Raw genomic sequence first — 23886 nt, 5'->3', positions numbered from 1 at the left:
TCACATCAATGGCGGGTGAGGAATCGGTGTCGGTTTCGGCGGCGAAGCGGCCGTACGCATTCGATGTGCGCCGAATCGAGCGATGGCCCGCGGCGGTGGCCGCGGACAAAAAAATCCCGATGCGGGGGAGGCATCGGGAAGGGGGTACGGCTGTCGCTGGAGAGAGCGGTGGCGGTCGCTTTGTTGTCCGGTGGGCGGTTCGTGCATGCGGTCGGAGCTTGGTCGGTGTGTGGCCCTCGCCCCCACCCCTCTCCCGCTGGCGGAAGAGGGGCTTTATGTGCGATCAGTCGCGCAGTTCGGCGACGTGGCAGGGCAGATCGAGTTGGGCCAGCACCGCGGCGGTGACGGCGGCGGTGCTCGCCGCTTCGCCGGCGGGAGCGAGGTCGGCGGTCAGCACGCCGGCGTCGAGCACCGCGGCCACGGCTTTCTCGACGCAGGCCGCTTCGGCCTCCAGGCCCAGCGAATGGCGCAGCAACAGCGCGGCGCTGAGGATGGTGCCGCAAGGATTGGCGATGCCGCGGCCGGCGATGTCGGGCGCCGAGCCGTGGATCGGCTCGTACAGGCCGACCTTGCCTTCGCCCAGCGACGCCGACGGCAGCAGGCCGAGCGAACCGGCCAACATCGAAGCCTCGTCGGTGAGGATGTCGCCGAACATGTTCTCGGTGACGATCACATCGAACGCGCGCGGCTTGGCGATCAGATGCATGGCCATCGAATCGACCAGCTGATGCTCCAAGGTCACGTCGGGGAATTCCTCGCGCGCGACCCGGGTCGCGACTTCGCGCCACAGGCGCGAGGTTTCCAGCACGTTGGCCTTGTCCACGCTGACCACGTGGCTGCGGCGGCCGCGCGCGAGTTCGCAGGCGCGGCGCACCACGCGCTCGATCTCGGCGACGCTGTACTCGCACAGGTCGCTGGCGCTGGCCGCGCCGCGCTGCTTCTGGCCGAAATAGATGCCGCCGGTGAGTTCGCGCACCACGATCAGATCGACCCCGGCCAGCAGATGCGGCTTGATCGGCGAAGCGCCTAGCGTGGCCGCGTGCGGCTGCACCGGGCGCAGGTTGGCGTACAGGCCCAGGCCCTTGCGCAGCGCCAGCAAGCCTTGTTCCGGGCGCACCTTGGCTTTCGGGTCGGACCACTTCGGGCCGCCGACCGCGCCGAGCAGCACCGCGTCGCTGCGCTGGCAGGCCTGCAGCGTGGTCGCCGGCAGCGGCTCGCCGGTGGCGTCGATGGCGGCGCCGCCGATCAGATGGTGCTGCAGGTCGAACTGATGGTTGTAACGGACGGCGACCGCCCGCAGCACTTCGACCGCGGCGGCGGTGACTTCCGGACCGATGCCGTCGCCTTCGAGAACGACGATGTCAGCGCGCATGGACTTGCTCCTGTACGGATGGTTGGGCCGCGGCGCGGCGTTGTTCGAATGTCTGGATGGCGTCGAGCTGGCGCAGCAGATAGCCGAGCTGGTCGACGCCTTCGATCAGGCAGGTTTGGGCGAAGGCGTCGAGCGGGAACTGCGCGCTGCGCCCGTCGGGCAGGTGCAGGCGGCGTTCGCGCACGTCGATGCGCAGTTCGATGCCGGGCCGTTCCAGCAATTCGTCCAGCAGCGCCTGCTCGACCACGATCGGCAGCAGGCCGTTCTTGAGCGAGTTGCTGCGGAAGATGTCGGCGATCTCGCTGCTGATCACCGCGCGCAGACCCAGGTCGGTCAGCGCCCACGGCGCGTGTTCGCGCGAGGAGCCGCAACCGAAGTTGCGCCCGGCGACCAGGATCGCGGCGCCGGCGTTGGCAGGCTTGTTGAGCTCGAACTCGGGGTTGGGCGAGCCGTCGGCGAGATAGCGCCAGTCGTTAAAGGCGAACTTGCCCAGGCCCTTGCGCTCGGTGGTGGTGAGGAAACGCGCGGGGATGATTTGATCGGTGTCGATGTTGCGTTCGCGCAGCACGACGGTGCGCGAGACGACTTCGGAGACGCCCGGGGACACGGAAGCGGACATTACGCGACCTCCTTGACGTCGCTCAGATACTCGCGCGGATCGACCACGTGCCCGGCCACGGCGCAGGCCGCGGCGGTCAGCGGCGAGGCCAGCAAGGTGCGCGCGCCCTTGCCCTGACGGCCCTCGAAATTGCGGTTGCTGGTGGACACAGCGAGTTGTCCGGCGCCGACCAGATCGCCGTTCATGGCGATGCACATCGAGCAGCCCGGCTCGCGCCATTCGGCGCCGGCCGCGCGCACCACCGCGTCGATGCCTTCGGCTTCGGCGGCGCGCTTGACCTGTTCGGAACCCGGCACGACCAGCATGCGCACGCGCGGATGCACGCGACGGCCGCGCAGCACGTCGGCGGCTTGGCGCAGATCGGACAGGCGCGAGTTGGTGCAGCTGCCGACGAACACCACGTCCACCGGCCGCCCGGCCATCGTCGCGCCGCCGTCGAAGCCCATGTAGGCCAGCGCCTTGGCTTCGTCGGCGTCGCGCGCCTGCGGCAAGCGCGCGTCGATCGCCGCGACCTGGCCCGGGTGCGTGCCCCAGGTCAGGGTCGGCTTGATTGTCGTCGCGTCGATCTGCACTTCGCGGTCGAACGCGGCGCCATCGTCGCTCTTGAATTGGCTCCAGCGCGCGACCGCGCGCTCCCAGTCGCCGCCGCGCGGCGCGCGCGGGGTCTGCGCGAGGTAGTCGAAGGTGGTCTGGTCCGGCGCGATCAAGCCCGCGCGGGCGCCGGCTTCGATCGACATATTGCAGACGGTCATGCGTTCGTCCATCGACAGCGTGCGGATGGTCGAGCCGCGGTATTCGATGACGTGGCCGGTGCCGCCGTTGACGCCGATCTCGCCGATGATGTGCAGGATCAGGTCCTTGGCGCCGACGCCGGGCGCCAACTCGCCTTCGACGTTGATCGCCAAGGTCTTGGGCTTGCGCTGCAGCAGGCACTGCGTGGCCAGCACGTGGCCGACTTCGCTGGTGCCGATGCCGAAGGCCAGCGCGCCGAACGCGCCGTGGGTGGCGGTGTGGCTGTCGCCGCAGACGATGGTCTGGCCGGGCTGGGTCAGGCCGAGTTCGGGGCCAATCACGTGGACGATGCCGCGGTGATCGCTGTCGTAATCGAACAGCTCGATGCCGTGGCGCGCGCAATTGCGGCGCAGGGTCTCGACCTGATGCTCGGCTTCGGCGGTGTAGTAAGGCAGGCGGCCGTCGGCGCCGGCGGGCAGGGTCGGGGTTGAGTGGTCGAGCGTGCCCTTGGTCAGATCCGCGCGGCGCGGCGCGAGGCCGCGCGCGTCGAGTTCGGCGAAGGCCTGCGGCGAGGTGACTTCGTGGATCAGGTGCAGGTCGATGTAGAGCACCGCCGGCGCGGCCTCGGATTCGGGCGCGACCAGATGGGCGTTCCACAGTTTGTCGAACAGCGTGGTGGCTTGGATGGCTGAAGTCATGATGGAGGCGACTATGGCGTTCGGCTTTGAAAGTGTTTGGTTCGCCTTCTCCCGCGAGCGGGAGAAGGGCTGCGTTCTTCAAGCGGTCGCGGCGACCTTGCGCGGCGCGGCCGCCGGTTCCGGCTGCCGCTGCGTGCGCACCACGCGGTTCGCCAACTCCAGCCAGGCCAGCGCGCTGGCCTCGATGATGTCGGTGCTGGTGCCCGAGCCGGTCAGCTCGACGCCGTCCACGCGCGCGGTGATGCTGGCCTGACCTTGCGCGTCGTCGCCGGTGGTCACGCTGGAGACGTGGTAGCTGTCGATGTTCAGGACGATGCCGGTCGCGCGCGCCAAGGCGGCGAACAGCGCGTGCACGGGGCCGTCGCCGACCGCGGCTTCGCTGATCGTGGCGCCGTCGGGATCGACCAACTGCACGCTCGCGGTCGGCAGGCTGCCGTCGGCCACGCCGGTGCTGACGTGGGCGCGTACCAAGCGGTAGCCGCGCGCGGCCTTGGCGTCGGCGCCGAGCACCAGCGCTTCCAGGTCGGCGTCGAACACTTCGCGCTTCTTCTCGGCCAGGGTCTTGAACGCGGCGAACACCGAATTCAGGCGCGCTTCGTCGACGCTGAAGCCCAGCGCCTGCAAGCGGTCGTTGAGCGCGGCGCGGCCGCTGTGGCGGCCCATCACCATCTGCGACTGAGCCCAGCCCACGTCTTCCGGCGCCATGATCTCGTAGGTGCCGCGATGCTTGAGCATGCCGTGCTGGTGGATGCCCGACTCGTGCGCGAACGCGTTCTGGCCGACCACCGCCTTGTTGCGCTGGACCACCATGCCGGTGATGCGCGACAGCAGGCGCGAGGTCGGCACCAATCGGCGGGTGTCGATGCGGGTGCTGGCGTTGTAATAAGCGTTGCGCACGCGCAGCGCCATCACCAGTTCTTCCAGCGCGCAGTTGCCGGCGCGCTCGCCGATGCCGTTGATGGTGCACTCGACCTGACGCGCGCCGCCTTCGATCGCGGCCAGGCTGTTGGCCACGGCCAGGCCCAGATCGTTGTGGCAGTGGGCGCTGAACACCGCCTGGTGCGCGTCGCGCACGTTGGCGCGCAGGTACTCGAACAGCGAACGGATCTCGCTAGGCGTGGTGTAGCCGACGGTGTCGGGGATGTTCAAGGTGCGCGCGCCGGCCGCGATGGCCGCGCCGCAGATCTCGACCAGATACTCCGGCTCGGTGCGCAGCGCGTCCTCGCACGAGAACTCGACGTCGTCGACGTAGCGCCGCGCCTGCTCGACCGCGGCGACCGCGCGCTCCAGCACCTGCTGCTTGTCCAGGTTCAACTTGTGTTGGCGATGCAGCGGGCTGGTGGAGATGAACACGTGGATGCGCGGCTTGGCCGCGCCTTCCAGCGCGCGCGCGCAGGCTTCGATATCGCCCGGGTGGCAGCGCGCCAGGGTCGCCAGCGACGAGCCGCGCACTTCGCGCACGATCGCGCGCACGCCCTCGAGGTCGGCCTCCGAGCTTGCGGGGAAGCCGGCCTCGATGACGTCCACGCCGAGTTCGCTGAGCGCGTGGGCGAAGCGCAGCTTCTGGCTCGCGCTCATGCTGCAGCCGGGCGATTGCTCGCCGTCGCGCAGGCTGGTGTCGAAGATGGTGACGTGCTGGGGCGCCTCAGTGGTTCCCGTAATCGGGGGAACTACCGGACCGGGCGAGTCGTTCATGGGGTGACGTCCTCTGTAACGGTGCGATGCGGGGAGGGAGAAGGTTGAGCGGGGGCGAGCGCCGCGCGCGGCGGCGGCAGATTGGCGAGCTTGTAAATGTCCACCTCGATGGTGGCGCCGGCGCGCGACAGCGAGGTGTCGCGATTGCGACGGCGCGGGCGCCGCGGTGCGCGCGGTCGCACATCCGACAACAACTGTGCCAGCACGCCGGCATCGAGATTGCCGCCGGAGACCACCGCGCACTTGCGCTTGGCGGCGATGCGGCGGCCGGCCGCCAGCGCCAGCGCGCCGGCGCCTTCGGCGATGATGTGTTCTTCCAGCGCGAGCCGGACCAGGGTTTCGCGTAGCTCGGCTTCGCGCACGATCACCACGTCGTCCAGCAGTTGCGACAGCAGACGTTGGGTCAGGCGGCCGGGATCCTTGACCCGCACGCCGTCGGCCAAGGTCGCGGCCGGTTCGATCAGGCTGCGGTCGCCGCGCAGCGCGCGCGCCATCGAGTCCACGCCTTCGACCTGCGCGCCGATGATGCGCACGCCCTGCGATTTCAGCGCCAGCGCGACGCCGGATGCGAGGCCGCCGCCGCCGATCGGCACCAGCACCACGTCGGGCGCGAACGCGGCCAGTTCCAGGCCGACCGTGCCTTGGCCGGCGATCACGTCGGGATCGTCGAACGCCGACAGCAAACGGTAGTCGTGCTGCTCGGCCAGTTCGATCGCGAAGGCCTTGGCTTCGTCGTAGGTCTCGCCGTGCAGGCGCACGGTCGCGCCCCAGTGGGCGACGCCGGCGATCTTGGTCTGCGGCGCGCAGCGCGGCATCACCGTGATCGCGTTGACGCCGAGGCGATACGCGGCCCAGGCCAGACCCTGGGCGTGGTTGCCGGCCGAGGCGGCGATCACCGGACGGTGATCGCCGCGTTCGCGCGCGGCCAGCAGCGCGTTGAGCGCGCCGCGTACCTTGTAGGAACCGGTGCGCTGCAGGTTTTCCAGCTTCAACCAGCAGCCGAAGCGTTCGGCGTGGTGCAGCGGGGTGACGGCGAGGTAGCGGCGCAGCCGCGCCTGCGCCGCCAGCAGATCGGCGGCGCCGACGTCGATTGGGGTGCGTACTACGTCGCCGTCCATGCTCAAACCGCCGTCAGCCAGTGCGTGTAGCGGTCGTCTTGCCCGCGCACGACCTTGGCGTACAGCGCCGACAGTTCGCGCGTGACCGGGTTGTCGCCGAACTCGCGGCGGTCCAGTGCGCTGATCGCGCAGGCCTCGGCCGCGGTGCCGCAGACGAAGACTTCGTCCGCGTCCAGCAGTTCGTGCAAGGTGACCTCGCGCGAAGCGGCGCCCGACAGCGCGATCATGGTGTCGCGGGTGATGCCCGGCAGCGCGTCGCGGTGATCGACCGAGGTCACCTCGCCGTTCTTGACCATGAACACGTTGGCGCCGGTGCACTCGACCACATAGCCCTTGTCGTCGGTGAACAGCGCTTCGTCGAAGCCGCGCTGCTTGGCTTCGCGCTTGGCCAGGATCGAGTTGACGTACGCGCCCGACAGCTTCAGCGGCGGCAGCGAGGTGGCCGGGTTACGCTTCCACGGCGACACGGTCAGGCGTGTGCGCGCGCCGCCCAGGTGCACGACCTTGGCGATGGTGGCGACCATCAGGTGCTGGGTCAGCGGATCCACGTCCAGGCCGATGCTGCCGGTGCCCATCCAGGTCAGCGGACGGATGTAGGCGTCGCGGTGGCCGTTGGCGCGCAGCGTGTCCAGCACCGCGCGGCTGGCGCGCTCGACGTCGAAATCGATGCCGAACATGTCCGCGCCCTTGCGCATGCGCTCCATGTGTTCGGGCAGGCGGAACACCGCCGCGCCGCCGTCGGCGGTGGCGTAGCTGCGGATGCCCTCGAACACCGCGGTGCCGTAGTGCATGGCGTGGGTGGTCAGCGGCGCTTCGGGCGCGTCGCTGCCGATGAACCGGCCGTCGAACCAGATCTGCGGCTGCGCGGCGGGCACGTCGATGCTGCGGCTCGGCGCCTGCGCGCGCTCGCGCACGGTCGCGGCGGCGTGCGCCGGCGCCTGGGTTTGTTCGGGACGTTCGAGAAGTTCGGTGGTCAGGTGCATGGGGAAACCTCGACGGCAAGACAGTCGTAAAGCTTGGCGAGCTGGCTCTGCAGCGCGGTGTCGGCGCGGTCGCCTTCCACGGTCATGCGCAGGTGCCAACGATCGCCGTCCGGTTGCGCTTCGCCGTCCACCGACAGGGGACGGAAGCCGCGGCGCTCGGCGGCGCCCAATACCCGGGCCAGGGCGCCTTCGGCCTGGCGCAGGGTCAGATCAAGCTGGTATCGCATGGGCGCTCTCCTGTGGGGCGGCGGGCGTCAGGCTGGCGATCGCGTCGGCGTCGGTGGCTTCCGGATCGAGCATCTGCGCGTTGTTGTGGTTCGGCGGAACCAGCGGCCAGACGTTGGCGGCCTGGTCGATGGCCACGTGCAGCAGCACGGGGCCGGGGGTGTCGAGCATGTAGGTCAGCGCTTCGTCGACCGAATCGGCGCGGTCGACGTACATCGCCTTGATCCCGAACGCGGCGGCGATGGCGCAGAAGTCCGGGTTGTCGGACAGGTCGATCTCCGAATAGCGGCGCTCGAAGAACAGTTCCTGCCACTGCCGGACCATGCCCAGCGCCTGGTTGTCGAGCAGCACGATCTTCACCGGCAGGCGATAACGCGCGATGGTCGCCAGCTCCTGCACGTTCATCAGGAACGAACCGTCGCCGCTGACGCAGATGACGGTCGCCTGCGGGTTCTCCAACTGCGCGCCGAGCGCCGCCGGCACGCCGAAGCCCATCGCGCCCAGACCGCCGCTGGTCAGATGCTTGCGCGGATCGTCGAAGCGCCAATGCTGCGCGACCCACATCTGATGCTGGCCGACGTCGCAGGCGACGACCGCTTGCGGCGCGCGCTCGGACAGTTGCTTCAGCAGCGCCGGCGCGTACACCGTCTCGCCGGGCGCGTCGTAACGCGGCGCGCACTCGCGCTTGCGCTGCAGGCAGGTGTCGCGCCACGCGCGGCGGGCGCCGCCGTTGCGGCCCTGCAGTTGCGCGGTGATCGCCGGGGTCAGCGCGTCCAGCGAGCGGCGCAGGCAGCCGCGCACGCCGGCGTCGGCGTGGCGCAGCTTGCCGATCTCGCAGGCGTCCAGGTCCATGTGGACCACGCGCGCGTGCGGCGCGAACTCGGCCAGCTTGCCGGTGGCGCGGTCGTCGAAACGCGCGCCGACCACGATCAGCAGATCGCATTCCTGCACCGACACGTTGGCCGCGCGGTTGCCGTGCATGCCGAGCATGCCCAGGTTCAGCGCATGATCGGCCGGCAACGCGCCCAAGCCCTTCAGCGTCAGCACCGCCGGGATCTGGCTGCCTTCGACGAAGGCGCGGAACGACTCCACCGCATCGCCCAGCGAGATGCCGCCGCCGCCGTAGACCAGCGGCTTGCGCGCATGCGCGATCAGCGCGGCGGCTTCGTGGTACGACGCGTCCGGCGCGGCCGGCGCCGCTTCCACCGGCAGCGGCGCGTGCGCGGCCAGATGCGAAGCGTCGGCGTTCTGCACGTCCTTGGGCAGATCGATCAACACCGGCCCCGGACGGCCCGAACGCGCCAGCCGGAACGCTTCGCCGACCATGCGCGGCAGGTCGTCGACGCTGCGCGCCAGGAAGCTGTGCTTGACGATCGGCAAGGTCATGCCGAACACGTCCAGTTCCTGGAACGCGTCGGTGCCCATCAGCGAGGTCGCCACTTGCCCGGTGATGCAGACCATCGGCACCGAGTCCAGCATCGCGTCGGCGATGCCGGTGACCAGATTGGAGGCGCCGGGGCCGGACGTGGCTACGCAAACGCCGACTCGCCCGCTGGCACGGGCGTAGCCGTTCGCCGCGAAAGCCGCGCCTTGCTCGTGGCGGACCAGAATGTGCTTCAGGTCCGAGCCGTGCAGGGCGTCGTAGAAAGGCATGATCGTGCCGCCCGGATAACCGAACAGCGTGTCCACGCCTTCTGCGGCCAGCGCTTGCGCCAGCCAGCGGGCACCGTTCATCAGGCGGCCTCTTCCTGTCGTTCGCCGCGGCTCGCGGCGGGCGCGGCGGCGGCCGCGGTCTTGGGAGCGTTGTCCAGCCACTTCATGTTCGCGCGCAGCTTCTTGCCGACCGCTTCGATCGGGTGTTCCAGATCGCCGCGCTTGAGCGCCTTGTAGTTGGCGTTGCCCGAGGCGTACTCGGCGATCCACTGCTTGGCGAAGGTGCCGTCCTGGATTTCCGCCAGCACCTTGCGCATCTGCGCGCGGGTGTTGTCGTCGACGACGTAGGTGCCGCGGGTCAGCGCGCCGTACTGCGCGGTCTCGCTGATGAACTCGTGCATGCGGGTGATGCCGCCTTCGTAGAACAGGTCGACGATCAGCTTCAGTTCGTGCAGGCACTCGTAGTAGGCGACTTCCGGCTGATAGCCGGCTTCCACCAGGGTTTCCCAACCGGCCTGGACCAGCTTGGTCGCGCCGCCGCACAGCACCGCCTGTTCGCCGAACAGATCGGTCTCGGTCTCTTCCTTGAACGTGGTCTTGATCGCGTTCTGGCGCGCGCCGCCGATGCCGCCGCAGTAGGTCAGGGCGAATTCCTCGGCGCGGCCGCTCTTGTCCTGGTGCACGGCGTAGACGCTGGGCACGCCGCGGCCGATTTCGTATTCGCGGCGCACCAGCGCGCCCGGGCCCTTCGGCGCGACCAGCACCACGTCGAGATCGGCGCGCGGCGCGATCTGGCCGTAATGCACGTTGAAGCCGTGGGCGAACAGCAGGCAGGCGCCTTCGCGGATGTTCGGCTCGATCACCTCGCGGTAGAGCTGCGGCTGGACCATGTCCGGGGTCAGCACGGCGACGAGGTCGGCGCCGGCGACCGCTTCGGCCGGAGTCTGGACGGTGAAGCCGTCGGCCTTGGCCTTGATCTCGGTCGGGCCGCCGGGGCGCAGGCCTACGGTGATGTCGAAGCCGGAATCGCGCAGGTTGAGCGCGTGGGCGCGGCCTTGGCTGCCGTAGCCGACGACGGCGATCTTGGGGCGGGAGGCGGTGCTGGTCATGGCGGAGTCTCGTAGGGAGGAGTGAGCGGAGAGAAGTGAGGAGCGAGAAAAGGCGGGGTTACGCGGGTTCGGGTACTGCGTTTTCGATCAAGGTCGCTTCGATCTTTTTCGGCGCCTGCAGCGGGCCGGGCGCGGTGACGGCGCCGCGCGAGGCGGAACCGACGCTGCGCGCGTACTTGGCCAGCACGCCGGTGGTCACGCGCGGGGCGATGCGCGCGGGTTCGCGCGCGGCCAGGTCGGCGGCGACGCTGAGCGCGCGGGTGGTCACGTCGATGCTGATGCGGTCGCCCTCGCGCAGCCGCGCGATCGGGCCGCCGTGCGCGGCTTCCGGCGAGATGTGGCCGACCATGAAGCCATGGGTCGCGCCGCTGAAACGGCCGTCGGTGATCAGCGCGACGTCGTTGCTCAGTCCTTGGCCGACCAGCGCGGCGGTCACCGCCAGCATTTCGCGCATGCCGGGGCCGCCGGTCGGGCCTTCGAAGCGGATCACCACCACGTCGCCCGCGTTGATCTGCCGCGCTTGCACCGCGGCGAACGCGGCTTCTTCCGAATCGAACACCCGCGCCGGGCCTTCGAAGTGTTCGCGGCCGTGGCCGGCCAGCTTGAGGATGCAGCCTTCCGGCGCGAGGTTGCCGTAGATGATCGAGTAGCCGCCGCGCGGCTTGATCGGGTCGCTGATCGGACGCACCACGTCCTGCTGCGCGGCCAGCGTGGCTTCGCTCAGCTCCTGAAAAAAGGAACGGCCGGTGACCGTCGGAATATCCTCGATCAGACCGGCCGTCTTCAGCTCGCGCGCCACCAGCGCCGCGCCGCCGAATTCGAACATTTCCGCGGCGGTGTAGCGTCCGCCGGGTTTCAGGTCGGCGATGACCGGCGTGTGCGCGGCGGCTTCGAATTCTTCCAGGTCGAACGCGACCCCGGCTTCGTGCGCGATCGCCAGCAGATGCAGCGCGGCGTTGGTCGAACCGGCGGTGGCCGAGACCGCGCGCGCGGCGTTGCGCAGCGAGGCGGCGGTGATCAGCTCGCGCGGCGTCGGCGAACCGTCGCGCAGCCGCTGCATCACCAGTTCGCCGCACAGGCGCGCGGTTTCGGGCTTGTCGTCGTGGATCGCCGGAACGTCGTTGTAGCCCAGCGGCGACAGGCCCAGGAAGGTCAGCACCATCGCCATGGTGTTGGCGGTGAACTGGCCGCCGCAGGCGCCGGCGCCGGGGCAGGCGTGCGATTCGATGCGGTGCAGTTCGGCGTCGTCGATGCGCCCGGCCGAATGCGCGCCGACCGCTTCGAACACGTCCTGCACGGTCAGCGGCTTGTCCTGCGCGCTGCCTTTCTTCGACGGGCAATGGCCCGGCATGATCGTGCCGCCGTAGAGGATCACGGTCGGGATGTCCAAGCGCGCGGCGGCCATCGCCGCGGCGGGGATGGTCTTGTCGCAGCCGACCAGCAGCACCATCGCGTCCAGGCAATGGCCGGAGACCGCCAGTTCGATCGAATCGGCGATGGTTTCGCGCGAGGCCAGCGAGGCGCGCATGCCGTCGCTGCCCATGGCGATGCCGTCGGTGACGGCGATGGTGTTGAACTCGATCGGCGTGCCGCCGCCGTCGTGCACGCCGCGGCGCACGTGCTGGGCCAGATCGCGCAGGGTGATGTTGCACGGCGAGACGTCGCTCCAGGTGTGGACGACGGCGACCAGCGGTCTGGCGATGGCCGCATCGTCCAAGCCGGTGGCGCGCAGCATCGCGCGCGCGGGGGCTCGGGCCGGGCCTTGCTTGATGGCGTTGCTTCTCACGAACGGCGTTCCTTGGAGGCGAATCCTTCGCCGTTTCCGCACGTCCGCGTGCGGCGTTGCAGGAACCCGAGGCCGTAAAACGAAAAACCCCGCGCCTTTTGGGCGCGGGGTTCAGGTTCTTTCGACCTTCGGGTGGTGTGGTTTTGCTACACGAACCCGTATCCCGCGCTGGTGAGCGAGGTAATAAGTACGAGGGCAAGAATAATGCTTGCGATGGCCGGAGCGGCCTTGAGCAGGGTGCTGCGAAGCTGCGCGGCGCGCGCGGACTCGCTCGAGGCCGCGATGGCCTTCGAAGTCGTCTGGCGGTGGTTGCTGCGCTGCGTCATGGGGTCGAGAAGAACATGGCCGTTTGGGCCTTGTCAATAGTTTCCTGGAAAACCATCGCGAACCGTGGCCGCGGTCGCGGCGGATGGCGACGAGCGCCGCGTTGTGGATTCACGCTCGCTTCTCGGCGGCCGCACACGCATGCAGGAACCTGCCCGCGCCGGTCCGGATCGGGCCGGCGAGGCGGCGCGCCATGTCGGTCGCCGCGAACCGATCGAGCGAGCGGACCATGCCCTTCCCACACCGACTGCCTGCCTGGGCACGAACACCGCGAGCGATCCTGGGCGTGCTGGCGATGGCCGGCCTGTTGGCGCTCGGGTGTGGCCGCGGCCTGTATCTGCACATGCTGCGACACGATCTGTCCGAGCACCGGCTGGCGGTCGTGGTCTGCAATGGACGCGCCGACACCTATCTCTGGCTCGATCCGCGGGTCGGCGCCAGCGTGTGGGAGGCCGATGCGGACGCGGGCGACGACGCGGTGGCGTATACGGTGGCGACCCTGGAACTGCCCGGTCGGGCGCTGGGCAGCGGCTATCAGGTGGAACCGCGCGGCTACGCCCTCGGCACCTTGGTGTTGCCGCCGCAGTTCGAGCTGCAGCGCTATGTCCTGCACGGTTACCGACTGCGCCTGGCCGCGACCGCGGTGCCGCACGGCTACTACGGCGACGAGGTCGGCTACGCGATCGATCCGACCATCGAGTCCGGCAATGCGTTCGGCGCGGTGCGGCTGCGGCCGGGTTTTTCGCGCCGGACGATCGGGCTCGACTACGCGGCCGGAATGGGGCCGGTCGTGTCCGGCGGTAGGCCGGACGGGGCCGGAGGGCGTTCGGCGGCGTTGGCCTGCGCACAGGCGGACGAGGCCGAGCGCTGAGGGCGCGCGGTCCACCGCAGGCCCAGCCTGCAGTGGGCCGCCTATCGCCGCGCCGGACCGCCCGCTGTCGCCGCCGAGGCGCTTTGAGCTTCGGTTCGCGCGCGGCGCCTACACCGCGTCGGCGAGCGCGCCGGCCAGCAGGCGCTCGCGCAAGGCCGCATAGTCCGCCGCCATCGGTTCGGCCGAAGCCGGCCGCGCCAGCGAGGCGGCCAGCGCCGGCGGCGGTTCGACGGCGTGTCCGACCAGCGGTTCGACGATGCTGTCGAACTTGGACGGATGCGCGGTGGCCGCGACTGCCCACGGCCGCTCGTCGCCTTGCGCGCGCAACGACTCCAGCATGCGCAGGCCGGTCGCAGTGTGCGGGCAGGGGACGATGCCGTAGCGCTGCGGCGCGGCGCGGATGGTTTCGGCGATGGTCGCGTCGTCCACGCCCTCGGCCTGGATCGCGGCGCGCAGTTCGGCGTCGTCGCGATACCAGTGGCGCAGGCGCTCGAAATTGCTCGGCGCGCCGACGTCCATCGCGTTGGCGAGGGTCGCGCGGGTCGGCTGGGCGGCGTAGTCGGCGCCGGCGAAGTAGCGCGGCAAGGTGTCGTTGGCGTTGGTCGCCAGCCGCAGTTCGCCGACCGGCGCGCCCATGCGCTTGGCCACCAGCGCCGCGCAGGCGTTGCCGAGATTGCCGGTGGGGACGATGAAGTTCAGCGGCTCGCCGTGGGCCGCGTAGTACTGCGCCGCGGCGTGCGCGTAGTACGCCGCCTGCGGCAGCAGCCGGCCGAGGCTGATGCTGTTGGCCGAGCTCAGCGGCACCCGCGCGCGCAGCGCTTCGTCGCCGAGCGCTTGTTTGGCCAGACGCTGGCAGGCGTCGAAATCGCCGTCCACGCGCAGCGCTTGCACGTTGTCGCCCCAGCAGCCCAGGCCGTGCGCCTGACGCGGCGAGACGCGGCCGTCGGGATACAGGATCAGCACACGGAAGCCGGGCCGGCGGTGGAACGCGCTCGCGACCGCGGCGCCGGTGTCGCCGGAGGTGGCGACGACGATGGTCGTGTCCGCCGCGTCCGCCGCGCGCAAGCCGGCCAAGGCGCCGGCGAGGAAGCGCGCGGCGTAATCCTTGAACGCGGCGGTGGGGCCGTGGAACAACTCCAACAGCCAGGTGTCGGGCGGGTTCAGCGCGCGCAGCGGCGCGTCGAAGGAAAACGCCTGCGCGCACAGATCGTCGAGGCGGTCGCGCAGCGCCGAGCGGGCGAAATAGGGCGCGAGCACGGTGTGCGCGGTGTCGGGCAACGAGCGCGCGGCGAGCGGTTGCGCCAACAGCGGGATCGATTCGGGAACGTAGAGGCCGCCGTCGGGGGCGAGGCCGGCGGCGAGCGCGGCGTCGATCGCGGTGGGCGCGGTCTGGCCGCGCGTGCTGAGGAAATTCATGCGGAATCCGAGGTGGGGGCTGCGCAGGGCGCTTCGGTGCGGAAGCGCCGCGCGTCGCGATAGGCGAGAGATCAATCGTCGCGGCGGAACGCAAACGGACTCAGTCGAGTACCTCCGCGCGCGGCCCGGCCACCGGGGTGACGTAGGCGCGCGAGTCGAAGCCCGCGTCGGCGAAGGCTTGCCGCATCGCCGGCGCCGCCGCGGCCGCGTCGCCGCGCGAGGCGAACCAGGCGAAGCAGCTCGGGCCCGCGCCGGAAATGCTGGCGCCGAGCGCGGCGTGGTCCAACGCCGCCGCCTTGACCGCGGCGAAGCCGGGAATCAGCGGCGCGCGGCGCGGTTCCACCAGCAGATCGACCAAACCTTCGCGCAGCAGGCCCGCGTCGCCGCGCTGCAGGCCGGTCAGGAACAGCGCGAGGTGCGCGCTCTGCTTGACCACCTGCGACAACGGATACGGATCGGCCAGCACCGCGCGCGCGCGCCGGGTTTCCAGCACTTGGTCGGGATGCACCACGACCGCGTGCAGCCACTCGGGCACCGCCAGCGGAATCATCCGCGTCGAAGTCGCCATGACCACGCCGCCGAGCAGCATCGGCGCGACGTTGTCGCCGTGGCGGCTGCCGCTGGACACCGATTCGCCGTCGAGCGCGAATTCGTACAGCGCATCGCGCGACAAAGGTTTCGCCAACACCGCGTTGGCGGCGACCAAGGTCGCCACGCACGAAGCCGCCGAACCGCCCAGGCCGGAGCCGAGCGGAATGCCCTTATCCAATTCCAACTCGAAGCCGTGCGCGAGGCCGAGCTTCTCGCGCAGCGAAATCAGCGCTTGTCCCGCGGTGTTGCGCGCGGCCTCCAGCGGCAGCGAATCCGCGCCCGGCACCGCGCCGCGGATCGCGCGGATGCGCACCGTCGGCTCGTCGATGCGCCGCACCGTGGCGACATCGCGCACGCCCTCGATGGAATGGCCGAGCACGTCGAAGCCCACGCCGATGTTACCGACGCTGCCGGGCGCGAACGCGCGCGCTTGTTGCGCGGGCTTCGCGTCGGCGGCGTCGGCGGAAGGTAGGGCAGCGCTCATGCGCGGGCTCCGAGGGTTTGGGCGATGGTCAGCAGATCGCCGAACACGCCGGCGGCGGTGACGTCCGGGCCGGCGCCCGGGCCTTGCACCACCAGCGGATTATCGGCGTAACGGCGCGTGCGGAACTGGATCAGGTTGTCGGTGAGCGCGCCGTGCAAAGCCGCGTGGCCCGGCTGCGGGCTGACCACGCCGACGCTGGCGCGGCCGTCGCGGTCCAGGCGGGCGAGGTAGCGCAGGCTCAGCCCGGCCGCGCGTGCGGCGTCGAAGCGCTGCTGCAGCGGCGCGTCGAGCTCGTCCAGGCGCTGGAAGAACTCGTCCTTGGACACCTCGCGCAGTTGCTCGGGCACCAGGCTTTCGACCTCGATCTGCTCCAGCGACAGCGGCCGCCCGGCTTCGCGCGCCAGGATCACCAGCTTGCGCGCCACGTCGGTGCCGGACAGGTCGTCGCGCGGATCGGGCTCGGTGTAGCCCAGTTCGTGCGCCTCGCGCACCAGTTGCGAGAACGGCGTGCGGCCGTCGTAGCGGTTGAACAGCCAGGCCAGCGTGCCCGACAGGATGCCTTCGACTTCGGTCAGTTCGTCGCCGGTGTCGAGCAGCGAGCGCAGGGTTTGGATCACCGGCAAGCCGGCGCCGACCGTGGCTTCGTAGCGGAACTGGCCGCCGTGGCGCTCGGCTTCGCGGATCGCCTCGTAGCGCGCCAGCGGGCCGGCGCCGGCGTGCTTGCTCGGGGTGACCACGTGGATGCCGGCGGCGAGCCATTCGGGATAGCGCGCGGCGACCGCGTCGGAGCCGCTGCAATCGACGATCAGCGCGTGCGGGATGTGTTCGGCGCGCACGTGCGCGGCGAAGCGTTCCAGATCCAGCGCTTCGGATTCGGCGTCGAGCGCGTGCGCATCGTCGAAGCCGAGCGCGCGCGGCGCCAGATGCATGCGCCGGCTGTCGGCGAGCGCGCGCAGGCGCAGGTCCAGGCGATGCTGCGGGCGGGTTTCGCGCTGGAACCGCGGCTGCGCGGCGGCGAGTTGGGCGAGCAGCGCGCGGCCGACCTTGCCCGGGCCGATCAGGCCGATGGAAATGCACTGCGGCGACAACCAGAACGCCGAATGCGCCGCGCGCAGCGCGCGGGTGGCGTCGCGCGCGGCGATCGCCACGGAGATGTTGCGCTCGCCCGCGCCCTGGGCGATGGCGCGCAGGTTGACCCGTGCCTTGGCCAAACCGTCGAACAGCTGCGCGGCCACGCCGGGCTGGCCGACCATGCCGTCGCCGACCGCGGCCAGCACGCAGATGTCGGGAGTGACTTGCACGTGTTGCGTCTGTCCGTCGGCCATCGCTTCGGCGAAGGCGGCGACGATCGCGTCGCGGCCGCGTTCGGCCTCGGCGGCGCGGACCACGCAGCAGATCGAATGTTCGGAAGAGCCTTGCGAGATCATGGTGACCGACACGCCGGCCGCGCGCAGCGCGCCGAACAGGCGCTCGGCCGCGCCGGGCACGCCGACCAGGCCGTTGCCGACCAGCTCCAGCACGGCCAGATCGTGGACCAGGCTGAGCCCCTTCACCGGCGTCGCGCCGGGGTGCGCGCGCAAGGTGATGAGCGTGCCGGGTTCCTGCGGGTTGCGGGTGTTGCGGATGCGCAGCGGAATGCCGCGCTGCTGCACCGGCGCCATCGTCTGCGGGTGCAGCACTTTGGCGCCGAAATAGGCCAGTTCGCAGGCTTCGGCGTAGGACATCGACGGCAAACACACCGCGTCGGGCACCAGCCGCGGATCGGCCGAGAGCACGCCGTCGACGTCGGTCCAGATGGTCAGCGCGTCGGCGTCGAACAGGTTGGCGAAGATCGCCGCAGAGTAGTCGCTGCCGTTGCGGCCGAGCGTGGTGGCGTAGCCGTGGGCGTCGCGGGCGACGAAGCCGGTGACGACCACGTTGGTCGCGGCGTTGCGTTTTCGCCACGCGGCGAGGTTCTCGCGGCTTTGCGCCCAATCCACCGCCATGCCCATTTCGCTGGGATGCGCCACCAGCACCTCGCGCGCGTCCAGCCGTGCCCAGCCGGCCGGGTCGCCGCCGAGCGCGGCGTGGATCAGGTAGGACGACCACACCTCGCCCAGGCCGGCCACCGCTTGCGGGGTTTTTTCGTCGCGCGAGTGCAGGCAGTCCAGTGTGTCGCGCAGTTGCGCGAACTCGGCTTCCAGCGCTTCCAGCACGCCGTGGCGGCGGTGCGGGTCCAGCGACAGCGCGGTGTCGAGATGGCGTTTGCGCAGCGTGGTCCAGGCCGGTTTCCAATCCTGGCCGCTCAGCCTCGCATCGACGATCGCCACCAGCGCGTCGGTGACGCCCTGCATGGCCGAGACCACGGCGATGCGCTCGCTGGCGCCGTCGTCGAGCAGGCCGACGGCGACGCGGTAGCGGTCGGGATCGGCGAGGCTGCTGCCGCCGAACTTATGCGCGTGGCGTGCGGGCGGATACGCCGGTACGGCATAGGCGGCGGCATCGGCGGCAAGGTGATCTTCGGCCGCGGCCGCGTCGGGCTGGGCGTCGGAAGCGGCTTGGGGTGGGGCGGACGACATGGCAGGCTCCTGGTGGAGCTCCGCGGGTCCGTCAGGGTGAGGCCGGCGGCCCGCACCCTGGTCGGGTGCGGAGCGGCGTGGTCTTTATCTGGACACGCCCGTCCGCACCCTGGGAAGAGTGGTACCGGTACCGGTGGTGGTAATCGACATCGCCGCGACGGCCGATACCCGGCCGTGCGGCTGGGTCGAGACGGAGCGGGCGAGGGCGATGGCGGCGTGCATGGGCTTAGCAATACCGTGCCGTTGTGCGGCGCGTCAAGAGGCCCGGCGAAAAAATGTGCGGCCGGCGCAAAGCCCGCGCCGGCGCGGCTTCGCGGTCGCGCCGGCGGCGGCGACGCGACCGCGGGCGATGGTTTCCGCGGTTACTTTTTCGGCCGTCCGTACTGCACCGTGATCGTCGCGTGGCCGAGCGCGTCGGCGCGCGCCATGACCCCGCCGAGCGCGGCCGGCGTCTTGGCGTCGAGCTTGAGCTTGTCGCTCTTGAGCGCCCACACCGTGAACTCGTAGCGATGCGGCTTGCCCGGCGGCGGGCACGGGCCGCTGTAGCCGGTCTGGCCGAAATCGTTGCGCAGTTGCAGCGCGCTCGCCGGCGGCTTGGCGCCGCGTTCGAGTGTCGTCGTGGCGACCGGCAGGTTCACCACCGCCCAATGCCACCAGCCGTTGCCGGTGGGCGCGTCGGGATCGAACACGGTCACCGCGAAGCTGCGCGTGCCCACGGGCGGGTTCTTCCATTCCAGCGCGGGCGAGATATTGCCGCCGGCGCAGGCGGTGAACAGGTGGATCGCCGGCACCGCTTCGCCCGCGGCGAGGTCGGCGCTTTGCAGGACGAACTCGTCGGCGTGGGCGAAGCCGCCCGACGACAGGCCGGCCACGGCCAGCAGCGCGGTCAGCAGGGAACGATGGGAACGGAACATGCGCGGCTCTCCTTGGCGTGCGGGGCGACAGTGTCGCAGAAGCGCGGCGCGAGCGCGCCGCTGGCCGGCGCAACGCGGATTCCGCTGCCTGCGTGCCGAGCGCGTGGACGGTCGTTGCCGTTTCCCTGCGCGCGTCCATCGGCGCGTGCGCACTCAATGCATTCACGCCGCGCGCCGTCCGCGTCCGCAGCGGCGCGTCGGCGCGCGGCATCGCAGCAAACCGCGCGCGCCGCGGCCGCATTGTGTGCGCTGCTCCCATTTGCGTTCATGCTCGCCGCGCCGGTTTGCGACGCGCTCTCTCGCGCGCTGTGAAGCGAATCGAGAAACGGCCGTGCGCCGGCGCATGCACGGCGCCGATTTGAACTGCGTCGCACGACAGCGCCGACGCGCGCGGTCAGAGTCCGGCCGCCCGCGGTGTACGGACAGCGAATCGCGGGCGTTCCGACGATGACGAACGGTCGTGCGCGCACTCGCCTGCGCCGTTCGCCGCGCGGTTCGGCCGCTAGGGCTTCGACGCTGTCCATCGACTCTTCACTGTCTTTCTCGGGAGCGGACCATGAAGAAGATTTCCAAGGCGGGACTGGGGCTGGCGCTGCTGTGTGCGCTGGCGGCGATCGGCGGCAACGCCAGCGCGCAGGGCCATGGGCTCAGCGGCGAGGACTTGGTGTATTCCTACGACGAGATGTTCGATTTCGACATCGACGCGTATCTGGCCAAGCACGCGCCGCAGCTGCGCAAACATTCGGAAGAGATTTCGCACTGGGCCGGCTACAGCGGCATCAGCCCGAAAGTGCTGATCGCGCTGATGGAGCAGCAGAGCGGCGCGATCAGCGCCAAGCGCGGCGACGCGCCCAAGCGTCCGTTCGGCAAGCTCGCGCGCGCCGACGGTTTCGGCGCGCAGACGCGCGAAGTCGCGCTGGCGCTGCGCCAATCGCTGTACGAGCGCGATCCCGACGGCGCCAAGGGGCCGGTGACGCTGGCCCGGGCCAATCCGCTGCAGGCGCTGTTCCAGCGTTCCGGCGACAGCGAGCCGGCGGCCGCGTTGCGCGGCGACGGCGAATTCCAGCTGATTTACGGGCGTTTGTTCAACGAGCCGCGCCAGGCCAAGGCGCCGTCCGACCGCTTCGCCAAGTCCGGCCCGGACGTGCAGCCGCTTTCGCCCAACGGCCTGCTGCAGTTCCCGTTCCCGCGCGGCGCGAGCTGGCATGTCGGCGGCGCGCACACCAACACCGGCTCGGGCAACTACCCGATGTCGTCGCTGGACATGTCGCGCGGCGGCGGCTGGGGCAGCAACCAGAGCGGCAACTGGGTGTCGGCGTCGGCGGCGGGTTCGTTCAAGCGCCACTCCTCGTGCTTCGCCGAGATCGTGCACAGCGGCGGTTGGTCGACGACCTACTACCACCTGATGAACATCCAGTACAACACCGGCGCCAACGTGTCGATGAACACCGCCATCGCCAATCCGGCCAACACCCAGGCGCAGGCGCTGTGCAACGGCGGCAGCTCGACCGGACCGCACCAGCATTGGTCGCTGAAGCAGAACGGCAGCTTCTATCACCTCAACGGCGCGTACCTGTCGGGCTATCGCATCACCGCGACCGGCAGCAGCTACGACACCAATTGCAATCGCTTTTATCTGACCAAGAACGGGCAGAACTACTGCTACGGCTACTACCCCAACCCGGGTCCGAACTGAGCCGGCACCGCGTCGTCGCCCGCGTCCTCAACCGCCCCACGGCGGCGGGGGCGCGGGCACCGGTTGGGTGAGATCGAATTCGATCCGGAACAAGCGGCCGGGGCGCGCGAGTTCGTAGACGAAGCGCCGCCCGTCGATCTCCACCGCCCACACGTTCGGCACCGAGACTTCGCGGCCCAAACGGCGGAACATCGAGCGGCTTTGCGGGTCGGCCGGGAATTCGTAGCGGTCGCCTTCGCCGCCGGGCTTGAGGTCGCCGCCGTACATGGTCAGCTCGTCCTCGCTGCCGTCGCGGTGGCGGTGGTCGTGCTTGAAGCGCAGATCGCCGGCGCGGCGGTCGAACACCCAGGTGCGCGAGCGGTCTTCGCCGACCTGGAACGGGATGCGGATGGTGTCGGTCTCGCAACCGCGCACGTGCATGATCAGGCGTTTGCCGATGAACGGATCGTCCGCGCTGCGCGGCGTGTCGGCGACGATGCGGCCGGCGAAGGCCTGCCCGCACAGCGGCCGCAGGCGCTCGAACAACCGGCTCGCGCGCGCGTCCGCCGCCGCGCGTTCGGCCGCGGGCGAGGGGTGCACGGTGTGGCCGAGGAGGCAGCCGCCGAGCAGCAAGGCGGCGGCGAGGGGCAGCAGGACGAGCGGGCGGCGTGGGTTCATGCACGCACGCTAGCGGCCGCGCGCGACGCCGGCAAGGCGGGCCGCGCGGGCCTGCGACGGCGGTCGCCGCCGGCCGGGATTGGCGCCCGGCCGGGTTTCCGGGTCTAATGCGCACTTGAAGCGGGGGTACCGCGGCGGGCCGACACGGCCGTCCGGTTGAGACAGTCCCTTCGAACCTGATGCGGTTGAGACCGCCGTAGGGAAGCTTCGTGCGACGCGGATCCCGCGTCCGCGCGCCCGCTTTGCGCGAGCCTCCGGGCTCGCAGCGCCGCACCGTCAGGTGTGCGGCCGGCTTGTCTTCCCAAAGCTCCCCTCCAAAGCGGACGAATTCCCATGAACGCGGTTCCCTCCGAGCTGATCCAGCAAGCCGAGAAGTTGTCGGCCGACGTCACCCGCCCGATCCCCGGCTCGCGCAAGATCCATGTGCAAGGCTCGCGCCCCGACCTGAACGTGCCGATGCGCGAGATCGCGCTGGCGCGCACGCCGACCATCTTCGGCGGCGAGGACAACGCGCCGCTGGCGGTGTACGACACCTCCGGCGCCTACACCGACCCGGACGCGACCATCGACCTCGCCGCCGGTCTGGCGCCGCTGCGCGCGAACTGGATCGCCGAGCGCGGCGACACTGAATTGCTCGCCGGTCTGTCCTCGCAATTCGGCCGCCAGCGCGAGCACGACCCCAAGCTCGCCCACGTGCGCTTCGGCAACCGTCCGCTGCCGCGCCGCGCGCTCGCCGGCGCCAACGTCACCCAGATGCATTACGCCCGCCGCGGCATCGTCACGCCGGAGATGGAGTACATCGCCATCCGCGAGAACCAGCGGCTGGAGACGATCCGCGAAGCGCACCTGCTCAACCAGCATCCGGGCCACAGCTTCGGCGCCGACATCGGCAAGATCATCACCCCCGAATTCGTGCGCGACGAAGTCGCGCGCGGCCGCGCCATCATCCCGAACAACATCAATCACCCGGAAAGCGAGCCGATGATCATCGGCCGCAACTTCCTGACCAAGGTCAACGCCAACATCGGCAACTCCGCGGTGTCCTCGGGCATCGCCGAGGAAGTGGAGAAGCTGGTGTGGTCGATCCGCTGGGGCGCGGACACGGTCATGGATCTGTCCACCGGCAAGCACATCCACGAAACCCGCGAGTGGATCATCCGCAATTCGCCGGTGCCGATCGGCACGGTGCCGATCTATCAGGCGCTGGAGAAGGTCGACGGCCGCGCCGAAGAGCTCAATTGGGAGATCTTCCGCGACACCTTGATCGAACAGGCCGAGCAGGGCGTGGACTACTTCACCATCCACGCCGGCGTGCTGCTGCGCTACGTGCCGCTGACCGCCAAGCGGGTGACCGGCATCGTCTCGCGCGGCGGTTCGATCCTGGCCAAGTGGTGCCTGGCGCACCACAAGGAGAATTTCCTCTACACCCACTTCGAGGAAATCTGCGAAATCATGAAGGCTTACGACGTGGCGTTCTCGCTCGGCGACGGCCTGCGTCCGGGCTCGATCGCCGACGCCAACGACGCGGCCCAGTTCGGCGAGCTGGAAACCCTGGGCGAGCTGACCCAGATCGCGTGGAAGCACGACGTGCAGACCATGATCGAGGGCCCCGGCCACGTGCCGATGCAGCTCATCAAGGAGAACATGGACAAGCAGCTCGAGGTCTGCGGCGAAGCGCCGTTCTACACCCTCGGCCCGCTGACCACCGACATCGCGCCGGGTTACGACCACATCACCAGCGCGATCGGCGCGGCGATGATCGGCTGGTACGGCACCGCGATGCTCTGCTACGTGACGCCGAAGGAACACCTGGGCCTGCCGAACAAGCACGACGTGCGTGAAGGCCTGATGGCGTACAAGATCGCCGCCCACGCCGCCGACCTCGCCAAGGGCTTCCCCGGCGCGCAGGCGCGCGACAACGCGATGAGCAAGGCGCGCTTCGAGTTCCGCTGGGAAGACCAGTTCAACCTCGGCCTCGACCCGGAGCGCGCGCGCGAGTACCACGACGAAACCTTGCCCAAGGACGCGCACAAGGTCGCCCACTTCTGCTCGATGTGCGGCCCGCACTTCTGCTCGATGAAGATCACCCAGGACGTGCGCGACTACGCCAAGGAACACGGCGTGGACGAGCAGGCCGCGCTGGACGAGGGCATGGCGGAGAAGTCGGCCGAGTTCCGCGCGCAGGGCGCCGAGGTGTATCGCCGCGCTTAAGGCCGACACCGGCCGGAGGCGATTGTAGGAGCGGCGCGAGCCGCGACCGCGACCTCCGGCCGACGGCGCAAGCGCGAAGCGAGCGGTCGCGGCTCACGCCGCTCCTACCTGGGGTGGCGGCCAGTTCGTAAGGCCGCGACGAAGACGGGTGAGAAGTCGAAGAAAGCCGGGCAT

At 70.2% G+C, this 23886-nt stretch carries 19 protein-coding genes and 1 riboswitch; of the genes, 3 read left to right on the top strand and 16 right to left on the bottom strand.

Annotated features, from left to right (window positions below):
- Positions 1–283: 283 nt before the first annotated feature.
- From leuB to J5226_RS00090, 11 genes are all read right to left on the bottom strand, one after another.
- Positions 284–1372, bottom strand: a complete 1089-nt coding sequence (gene leuB, locus J5226_RS00140) for a 3-isopropylmalate dehydrogenase (protein ID WP_215837845.1) — start codon at positions 1370–1372, stop codon at positions 284–286.
- Positions 1362–1991 carry a 3-isopropylmalate dehydratase small subunit gene (gene leuD / locus J5226_RS00135; protein ID WP_215837844.1) on the bottom strand — a complete coding sequence of 210 codons (630 nt, stop codon included), beginning with the start codon at positions 1989–1991 and terminating at the stop codon, positions 1362–1364. Before leuD ends, leuB begins: the two co-directional genes overlap by 11 nt.
- Positions 1991–3421 carry a 3-isopropylmalate dehydratase large subunit gene (gene leuC, locus J5226_RS00130; protein ID WP_215837843.1) on the bottom strand — a complete coding sequence of 477 codons (1431 nt, stop codon included), beginning with the start codon at positions 3419–3421 and terminating at the stop codon, positions 1991–1993. The genes leuD and leuC overlap by 1 nt, the downstream gene beginning before the upstream one ends.
- Positions 3422–3499: 78 nt before the next feature.
- The gene (locus J5226_RS00125; protein ID WP_215837842.1) at positions 3500–5116 is read right to left on the bottom strand and encodes a 2-isopropylmalate synthase; all 1617 of its coding nucleotides are present in this window, start codon (positions 5114–5116) and stop codon (positions 3500–3502) included.
- The gene (locus J5226_RS00120) at positions 5113–6234 is read right to left on the bottom strand and encodes a threonine dehydratase (protein WP_255322939.1); all 1122 of its coding nucleotides are present in this window, start codon (positions 6232–6234) and stop codon (positions 5113–5115) included. The genes J5226_RS00125 and J5226_RS00120 overlap by 4 nt, the downstream gene beginning before the upstream one ends.
- A 2-nt stretch (positions 6235–6236) precedes the next feature.
- Complete coding sequence (locus tag J5226_RS00115) at positions 6237–7217, bottom strand: aminotransferase class IV (RefSeq protein WP_215837841.1); 981 nt, start codon at positions 7215–7217, stop codon at positions 6237–6239.
- Positions 7208–7444 carry an ACT domain-containing protein gene (locus J5226_RS00110; protein ID WP_057946323.1) on the bottom strand — a complete coding sequence of 79 codons (237 nt, stop codon included), beginning with the start codon at positions 7442–7444 and terminating at the stop codon, positions 7208–7210. Before J5226_RS00110 ends, J5226_RS00115 begins: the two co-directional genes overlap by 10 nt.
- Positions 7428–9176 carry an acetolactate synthase 2 catalytic subunit gene (gene ilvG / locus J5226_RS00105; RefSeq protein WP_215837840.1) on the bottom strand — a complete coding sequence of 583 codons (1749 nt, stop codon included), beginning with the start codon at positions 9174–9176 and terminating at the stop codon, positions 7428–7430. The genes J5226_RS00110 and ilvG overlap by 17 nt, the downstream gene beginning before the upstream one ends.
- Entirely contained in the window at positions 9176–10204 is a 1029-nt protein-coding gene (gene ilvC, locus J5226_RS00100; RefSeq protein WP_215837839.1) for a ketol-acid reductoisomerase, read from the bottom strand. Before ilvC ends, ilvG begins: the two co-directional genes overlap by 1 nt.
- 58 nt (positions 10205–10262) lie before the next feature.
- Positions 10263–11990, bottom strand: a complete 1728-nt coding sequence (locus tag J5226_RS00095; protein WP_215837838.1) for a dihydroxy-acid dehydratase — start codon at positions 11988–11990, stop codon at positions 10263–10265.
- 146 nt (positions 11991–12136) lie between these two features.
- On the bottom strand, positions 12137–12316 hold the full coding sequence (locus J5226_RS00090) for a hypothetical protein (protein ID WP_215837837.1): 180 nt from the start codon (positions 12314–12316) through the stop codon (positions 12137–12139).
- A gap of 284 nt (positions 12317–12600) precedes the next feature.
- Here J5226_RS00090 and J5226_RS00085 point away from each other — a divergent pair, with 284 nt between their 5' ends.
- Positions 12601–13185, top strand: coding sequence for a hypothetical protein (locus J5226_RS00085; RefSeq protein WP_215837836.1), 585 nt, complete (start codon positions 12601–12603; stop codon positions 13183–13185).
- A 108-nt stretch (positions 13186–13293) separates the two neighbouring features.
- Here the strand turns inward: J5226_RS00085 and thrC are convergent, their stop codons facing one another.
- The 4 genes from thrC to J5226_RS00065 form a co-directional block, all read right to left on the bottom strand.
- Entirely contained in the window at positions 13294–14601 is a 1308-nt protein-coding gene (gene thrC / locus J5226_RS00080; protein ID WP_215837835.1) for a threonine synthase, read from the bottom strand.
- Between the two features lie 100 nt (positions 14602–14701).
- On the bottom strand, positions 14702–15676 hold the full coding sequence (locus tag J5226_RS00075; protein WP_215837834.1) for a homoserine kinase: 975 nt from the start codon (positions 15674–15676) through the stop codon (positions 14702–14704).
- A complete protein-coding gene (thrA, locus tag J5226_RS00070; protein WP_215837833.1) occupies positions 15673–18234 on the bottom strand; it encodes a bifunctional aspartate kinase/homoserine dehydrogenase I in 2562 nt (853 codons plus the stop codon). The genes J5226_RS00075 and thrA overlap by 4 nt, the downstream gene beginning before the upstream one ends.
- 362 nt (positions 18235–18596) lie before the next feature.
- On the bottom strand, positions 18597–19148 hold the full coding sequence (locus tag J5226_RS00065) for a YbhB/YbcL family Raf kinase inhibitor-like protein (protein WP_215837832.1): 552 nt from the start codon (positions 19146–19148) through the stop codon (positions 18597–18599).
- Positions 19149–19704: 556 nt separating this feature from the next.
- Between J5226_RS00065 and J5226_RS00060 the strand changes: the two genes are divergently transcribed.
- Positions 19705–20844 carry a M23 family metallopeptidase gene (locus tag J5226_RS00060; protein WP_215837831.1) on the top strand — a complete coding sequence of 380 codons (1140 nt, stop codon included), beginning with the start codon at positions 19705–19707 and terminating at the stop codon, positions 20842–20844.
- Positions 20845–20871: 27 nt separating this feature from the next.
- On the opposite strand, the gene J5226_RS00055 is transcribed toward J5226_RS00060, so the two are convergent.
- Positions 20872–21501: a hypothetical protein gene (locus J5226_RS00055; RefSeq protein ID WP_215837828.1), complete on the bottom strand. Its 630-nt coding sequence runs from the start codon at positions 21499–21501 to the stop codon at positions 20872–20874.
- A 112-nt stretch (positions 21502–21613) separates the two neighbouring features.
- Positions 21614–21722: riboswitch (TPP riboswitch) on the top strand.
- Between the two features lie 112 nt (positions 21723–21834).
- Between J5226_RS00055 and thiC the strand changes: the two genes are divergently transcribed.
- A complete protein-coding gene (thiC, locus tag J5226_RS00050; protein WP_215837827.1) occupies positions 21835–23712 on the top strand; it encodes a phosphomethylpyrimidine synthase ThiC in 1878 nt (625 codons plus the stop codon).
- Positions 23713–23886: the final 174 nt, after the last annotated feature.

It is taken from the genome of Lysobacter sp. K5869, assembly GCF_018847975.1.
GTDB lineage: Bacteria > Pseudomonadota > Gammaproteobacteria > Xanthomonadales > Xanthomonadaceae > Lysobacter.
Note: the sequence above shows the minus strand (reverse complement) of the source record. Positions and strands in the feature narration are given on the sequence as shown.

Bases quoted from the DNA above. Each gene is read 5' to 3' on its own strand.
- J5226_RS00120 (WP_255322939.1), bottom strand. From the start codon at position 6,234: ATGGACGGCGACGTAGTACGCACCCCAATCGACGTCGGCGCCGCCGAT.
- J5226_RS00090 (WP_215837837.1), bottom strand. From the start codon at position 12,316: ATGACGCAGCGCAGCAACCACCGCCAGACGACTTCGAAGGCCATCGCG.
- J5226_RS00055 (WP_215837828.1), bottom strand. From the start codon at position 21,501: ATGAACCCACGCCGCCCGCTCGTCCTGCTGCCCCTCGCCGCCGCCTTG.
- ilvC (WP_215837839.1), bottom strand. From the start codon at position 10,204: ATGACCAGCACCGCCTCCCGCCCCAAGATCGCCGTCGTCGGCTACGGC.
- ilvG (WP_215837840.1), bottom strand. From the start codon at position 9,176: ATGAACGGTGCCCGCTGGCTGGCGCAAGCGCTGGCCGCAGAAGGCGTG.
- J5226_RS00115 (WP_215837841.1), bottom strand. From the start codon at position 7,217: ATGCACCTGACCACCGAACTTCTCGAACGTCCCGAACAAACCCAGGCG.
- J5226_RS00065 (WP_215837832.1), bottom strand. From the start codon at position 19,148: ATGTTCCGTTCCCATCGTTCCCTGCTGACCGCGCTGCTGGCCGTGGCC.
- J5226_RS00060 (WP_215837831.1), top strand. From the start codon at position 19,705: ATGAAGAAGATTTCCAAGGCGGGACTGGGGCTGGCGCTGCTGTGTGCG.
- J5226_RS00110 (WP_057946323.1), bottom strand. From the start codon at position 7,444: ATGCGATACCAGCTTGATCTGACCCTGCGCCAGGCCGAAGGCGCCCTG.
- J5226_RS00125 (WP_215837842.1), bottom strand. From the start codon at position 5,116: ATGAACGACTCGCCCGGTCCGGTAGTTCCCCCGATTACGGGAACCACT.
- leuB (WP_215837845.1), bottom strand. From the start codon at position 1,372: ATGCGCGCTGACATCGTCGTTCTCGAAGGCGACGGCATCGGTCCGGAA.
- leuC (WP_215837843.1), bottom strand. From the start codon at position 3,421: ATGACTTCAGCCATCCAAGCCACCACGCTGTTCGACAAACTGTGGAAC.
- J5226_RS00075 (WP_215837834.1), bottom strand. From the start codon at position 15,676: ATGAGCGCTGCCCTACCTTCCGCCGACGCCGCCGACGCGAAGCCCGCG.
- thiC (WP_215837827.1), top strand. From the start codon at position 21,835: ATGAACGCGGTTCCCTCCGAGCTGATCCAGCAAGCCGAGAAGTTGTCG.
- leuD (WP_215837844.1), bottom strand. From the start codon at position 1,991: ATGTCCGCTTCCGTGTCCCCGGGCGTCTCCGAAGTCGTCTCGCGCACC.
- thrC (WP_215837835.1), bottom strand. From the start codon at position 14,601: ATGAATTTCCTCAGCACGCGCGGCCAGACCGCGCCCACCGCGATCGAC.
- thrA (WP_215837833.1), bottom strand. From the start codon at position 18,234: ATGTCGTCCGCCCCACCCCAAGCCGCTTCCGACGCCCAGCCCGACGCG.